At 22.4% G+C, this 6,184-nt stretch carries 6 protein-coding genes; all 6 read left to right on the top strand.

Going from position 1 to position 6,184, the window contains the following annotated elements; genetic code table 4:
- A partial coding sequence (locus ACXX88_RS01705) for a hypothetical protein (RefSeq protein ID WP_458559400.1) occupies positions 1–477 on the top strand: 477 nt, incomplete at its 5' end.
- Positions 478–727: 250 nt separating this feature from the next.
- The gene (locus tag ACXX88_RS01700) at positions 728–991 is read left to right on the top strand and encodes a hypothetical protein (protein ID WP_458559399.1); all 264 of its coding nucleotides are present in this window, start codon (positions 728–730) and stop codon (positions 989–991) included.
- A complete protein-coding gene (locus tag ACXX88_RS01695; protein ID WP_458559398.1) occupies positions 966–1,415 on the top strand; it encodes a hypothetical protein in 450 nt (149 codons plus the stop codon). Before ACXX88_RS01700 ends, ACXX88_RS01695 begins: the two co-directional genes overlap by 26 nt.
- 289 nt (positions 1,416–1,704) lie before the next feature.
- A complete protein-coding gene (locus tag ACXX88_RS01690; protein ID WP_458559397.1) occupies positions 1,705–4,008 on the top strand; it encodes an alpha-amylase family glycosyl hydrolase in 2,304 nt (767 codons plus the stop codon).
- Between the two features lie 150 nt (positions 4,009–4,158).
- Positions 4,159–5,172: a hypothetical protein gene (locus tag ACXX88_RS01685; protein WP_458559396.1), complete on the top strand. Its 1,014-nt coding sequence runs from the start codon at positions 4,159–4,161 to the stop codon at positions 5,170–5,172.
- Position 5,173: 1 nt separating this feature from the next.
- Positions 5,174–6,184, top strand: coding sequence for a hypothetical protein (locus ACXX88_RS01680; protein ID WP_458559395.1), 1,011 nt, complete (start codon positions 5,174–5,176; stop codon positions 6,182–6,184).

Here is a 6,184-nt window from a genome sequence, read left to right as displayed (position 1 = left end):
ATTGAGAAATTTTTACACAAAATTTATTACACTTCCTTTTATAGATTTGCTTATGCAATAATAAGAAATTCTATTTTGTTATTTGTTTATAATATATTATTAGTAATTTATTTATCTTTGTTATCATATTTTACAATAATTAGAGATCCATTCTTTTGACAAAGTAAATGAACTTTATTTTTTGCTTTTATTTGACCAGTTTTCATAATTGTACCTTTATATATTTGAAATACAGTTTTTCTTTTTAAAATTTTTAAATTAACAAAAAAAGCAAAAAACTTAGAAGAAGCAGAAATTAAAAAAATAGAAAAATATTTCAAATTTTTATTTACAGTTGCTTTTTGAGGTAAAAAATCACAAGAAAAACTTGAAAAAAAATCAATTAAACAAAAAGAAAAACTAGAAAAAATTTCTGGAATAAATCCTTTATTTGGATTATTAATTCCAATTTATTGAATTATTTTTTACTCAAAATAATCATTTTTAAAAATAGTAAAAGGAACTTAATATGGAAAAACTTTTATATAAATTAGGTACAGTTATAAAAAGAAATATTTTTTTATTTCTTATATATTATTTATTATTTTGAATTTATTTTGCTTTACTTACATATTTTACAATTATTAGAGTAGCTTTTTTTTGAAAAAATTGATGATTTTTTGTTTTAGTTAGTTTTGCACCTGCTCTTTTGATAATGCCTTTATATATTTGAAATTTGTATAACTTATTGAAAATTTTTAAAATCACTAAAAACAAAGAAAATTTAGAAGAATGAGAAATAACAAAAATTAATAAATATTTTAAAGTTTTATTTTTAATAGGATTTTGAGGAAAAAAATCAGAAAATAAATTAGAAACAAAATCAATTAAACAAAAAGAAAAATTGAAAAAAATAGCTTGTACACATCCTTTATTAGGTTTATATCTTCAACTAAATTTAGTTTTATTTACTAAAGAGGTGAAAAATGATAAATTTAAAAAACAAAATTAGACTTTCTTTTTATTTAAAGACTTACTCTAATATTGTATTTTTTCTTTGAATAAGTCAAATAATAATAGTATCAACTACTTTTTCTTTAGATTACAAAGAAATTGCATTACTTTGATTTGGATGATCAACTTTATTAGTTAATGGTATTTTATATCTTTATATTCTGTTTGTATATATGAAATTAATAAAAATAAGAATTAAATTAGAAGAGAATCCAGATATAGAGATAAAATTTAAATCCTTTTTTATTTTCTTTATAAAAGAAAAAACAATAATGAAATTTATTTCTGATTCTAAATATCAACAAAAATTAAATTTTGCTTTAAAAATGTATAACAAGAGATTATTATTAAGTGTTTTTTTGCCTATTCCTTATTACTGAATTTTAAAGTTAAAAATTAAAAAAGAAGAAAAAAATAAATAGATAACTTTATTAAAGTAAAAATAAATTTATTTTAAATTATTAACAATATAAATTGTATACTTAAAAAGATTTTAACCCTATATATAATAAAACAACCGAAACACATCTAAAAAGATTTTAAAAGATATGTTTCGGTTTTTATTAACGAAAAATAAGAATTTATAAACATTTTTATAATTAAAAATTTATAATTTTCTCATTTTATCTATTTTTTGTTCATAAAAATTCAAATTCTATGTATTATATTTGATATAATTAAATATATATAAGTATTTAAAAAGGAAAAAGTATGAAGAAAAAAAGAAAATCTTTAAATTTGTTATGAACAATTCCAACTGTTACATTTTTCTCTTCTCTTGCTGTATCTTGTAAATATGGAGAAGAATCAACAGAAAAAACTAAAATAGATAATCCTAAAACTCCAACAGAAAAAGAAAAAAGAAAAGAAACAACTGATGTTCCAACTGTTCCAGTTGTTGAAAAAGAAACAGAAAAACCCGTAGAAAAAGGTAAAGTAGAAAATCCAAAACCAAAAGATAAAAAAGAAGAAAAAGACAAAATTACAACCAATCCAGATGATCAAAAAACTAAAACAGATTCTGAAATTCAAAATTCAGAAAACCCAGGTAAAGACAAAACTCCTGTAGATAATCAAAATGAAGAAGAAGTTATTGACAAAACTCCAGTTTGAGATGAAGAAACTCCTGATTTAACAGGAAATAGAGTAAATAAATATAGTATTGAAGAATACTTAAATTCTCCTGAAAGAGCAAAATTATCTAAAATAAAAACTTTAAGAGGTTGATCAAATGAAAAGTTTTTAAAAGATATTAAAAAATCAGGTGCTCTTGATAATTTAACTTACAAAGATGAAAGTGATTCAGTTCAATTTATTGCTCCATTTGATAATAGTAAACCTAAATCAAATACAATTTATCAATTAACTGTTTATTCATTTGCTGATGGAAATAATGATGGTATTGGTGATTTTATAGGTTTAAAAGATAACATCGATTATTTTGTTAATTTAGGAATTGATACATTATATCTTTCTCCAATTCATCCTGCAAGCTCATATCATGGATATGATGTGATCGATTATACAAAAGTAGCTCCTGAACTTGGAGGTTTAAAAGCTTTTGAAGAATTTTTAAAAGTAGCTCATTCTAAAGGAATTAGGGTAGTAATTGATATGGTTCTTAACCATACATCTTATGAACACCCATGATTCCAAAGAGCATTAGCTGGAGATGAAAAATATCAACAATACTATTATTTCTACAATCCTGAAAATAATCCTTTAGCAAATGAAGGGCAAGATAATATAAGACAATATTTTAAAAATGTTTATGATAAAGAGCATACAGAAAATAATCCTAAAGCTTCAAATAAAAAATGAGTATCTCAATTTTGATCAGGAATGCCAGATTTAAATCTTACAAATGAAAACGTCTTAAAAGAAATAGATTATATTCACAAATTTTGAGCAGCAAAAGGAGTAGATGGATTTAGATATGATGCTTTTGAGCATTATTTTAATTCAAACAATCCTAAAAAACCAAGAGCACATAATAGTGATATGGTAAGACAATTATTTGAAAGATGAAGAGGCGTAGTACAAGACGAATATAAGAAAGCAAATGATTCAGGAGTTTCCAGATCTAGCGATAAAACCTTTTTATTTGGTGAATGATGAAAAGATCCAGCAGAACCAGAAATCAAAGGATATTGAGGTGGTTGAGAAGGAACTAAACCAGGATTAAGTTCCGTTATAGATGGAAGCAAATGAAAAAATCAACTCAATGTCTCATTAAATCCAAATGATGAAAAAAATGTAATCAGAAGTTTAACAGACTCACAAAATCAAAAACATGAATGATTACCATTTTTAGATAATCATGATGTGGAAAGATGAATTACAACTTTCAAAGAACAAAATCATAGAACAGTTACAATTTCACCACATAGATTAGATGATGATGAAAGATCTGCTTATGAATATGCTCTTACTTCGTTACTTTCTCGTGGTGGACATCCAATCTTATATGATGGAAACGAACTTTTAATGCAAGGTGGTAAAAAAGGTGATCAAACCGATACACACATTAGAGAAGCATTTAACTGAAAAGATCTTAAAAAACGTGTATTTTTCCAAGATGAAAGGGATAAAGATAATTTTATCACAACTTTATCTTCTCCAGGAGAAGGAAAAGTAGAAGATATAGTAGCTAATCAAAATTCTGCTTATAATCTAGTTACTAAAATGAATAAAGCAAGACAAAGATTTGCATCAATGAGAGAAATGGATGAAAAATATGTAGGTGATCCAAATGAAATTCTTTGAATTTGACACGATAATGCACTTAGATATGATGAAATGACTGTAAGAAAAAATGAAGATGGCACATACTTATTAGCAATTTATTCTTGAGGTAATAGACCACAAGCAAATACTTCTTTAAAAAATGAATTTGAAATAGCAGAAACATTAATCTCTAAAAATATAACAACAAGAGTACAAGATGGAACAACCTTTATTGAAGGTACAGGAAACGGTAAAATTGGATTATTCTTAGTTAGAAGAAAACCTTAATATAATAAAAGAATTCCAGGAAACTGGAATTTTTATTTAAAAAAAGTAAAAAATCAAATTATAAAGAAATTTTTGAATAAATATGAATTTTTTACCTTGAAAAAATAAAAAAATATGAATGAGTTATATAATTAAAATAAGGAGGTGTTTATGAAATTATTTAAAATAAAAAGAAAAATTTTATATTCTATAGTTGTCACAACTATTCCTGCTTTTTCTATTATTTCTTGTTCTAACCAAAATTCAGTTGGAGAACAAAAAGAAGATAAAATTAATGATTTTTATTATTGAAATTTAAAACAAATAGAAGATTTAAAAGATAAGGATAATATTGATTTTATAGACTTAAGCAGAGAGCAATCTAATAATCTTTTTCAAAATCAAACATCAAAAGTTATATTTTTTAATGAAAAAGAAGAAAAAGAGTTGGATTTAAACAGATTTTGATCTTATCGAACAAAATACGAAGAAACTCAATTTGATTCTAAAGTGCTTAACATTACAGAAAATAAAGCAAATTATAGGTTTTTAAGTTCAGAAGAAAGTATTGATTCACAAATTAAAAATTATGACTTTGCTTTAGAAATCAAACTTCTTAATAAAAAGAATTTAGAAAAAACTTCTTTTTGGCGGTCTAAAAAAGAAGAAAAAGAAAATTTTCTTTTAGTAAATTTATATAGAAAAGTACAATCTAAAATAGATTATAGTTTAAACTACAGATTGAATAATGAAAAAGATAAAGTTGACACAGCAAAAGAAAAACCAATTGTTGATTTTTATAAATATTACAATTTAGTTGCTTCTAATGTTAAATTTAATTCTTTTGATTTTGATAAAACTCAAAAGAAAACGAAAATTTCAATTAATTTTGATAAAGGACAAAATTTAAAATATAGAAACTTTAATTTATTAGATCAAAATGATTATTTTAGTATAAAAACCATTTTAATTGATATGCCTAATAAAAATTGAAGTAAAACAAGTCAGCAAAAAATTAAATCTTTTGAACCGTATCATTTAGTTAAAGATTATATTTTAGAAAAAACAATTTTTAATCGTTTAATTCAATATTCTTTTATTGTGCCAACTAATTTAACTGAAAAAGAATTTAACTCATTAAAAGACATAAACTTGATTTTTAATGATAATGCAGGAGTATATTAAAATGAAAAATAAAAAGATTTTATTAAGTACTATTTTAATTTCAACATTACCGTTAACTGTTTTTTCTTGTTCAAAGGAAGTTCCAAAAGAACAAAAAGCAGAAACAGAAGAAAAACAAAAAAATGAATTTTATAATTTAAATTTAGAAAATATAGCTGATTTAAAAAATAATTGAAAAATTGATTTTATTCAATTAAACAATGAACAAAATAGAGAAATTTTTGCAAATAATGAATCTAAAATAATCTTTTTTGAAAAACCTTATCAAGAAGTAACAGAATTATCTAAAACTCAAAATTCAGAAGAAAAAATAAATGTTACATCTAACAAAAGAGATTATACATTTATTAATAAAAATCAAAACATAGGTAGTGAAATTAAAACTACTGATTTGGGCTTAGAAATTAAACTTCTTAATAAAGATTATTTAAAAAACAAAATTAATTTGAAATTTAAAGAAAATCAAAATTTATTATTAGTAAATTTTTATAGTACTGCAATATCAAGACTTATTGATGGGCATCCTAAAGATCTACACGATCCTTTTAACAAAAACATTACAACAGATATTGTAAAACCAATAGTTGATTTTTCAGAATATCAAAAGTTGGTTTCTTCAAAAATTAAATTTAACTCATTAAATTTTGATAAAAATCAAAATAAAATAAATTTAACTATTGATATAGATGAAAATCAAACAGAAAATGAAAAAATGATTAATTTATTAAATCAAAATTATTTTTTCAATATAAAAACAATATCAGCAATAAAAAAAGAAAAAAAAGATTTTTATATCAATGCAGAAGAACCAGTATATGAACCCTATGGAGTTTCTAAAAAGTATATTTTAAATAATTGAATTTTAGTTCGTTTACTTCAATATTCATTTATTATTCCTGTAAATATTTCAGAAAAAGAATATAATTCCATCAATGATATTAATTTAACACTTAATGATAATGCACAAGTTTTTAAACATTTAGTACAAGAATCAAAGATTTTAGAAAATTAA

Source organism: Mycoplasma sp. 5370, from assembly GCF_054343435.1.
The sequence above is the reverse complement of the archived record's forward strand: the minus strand, read 5'-3'. Positions and strand labels throughout refer to the sequence as shown.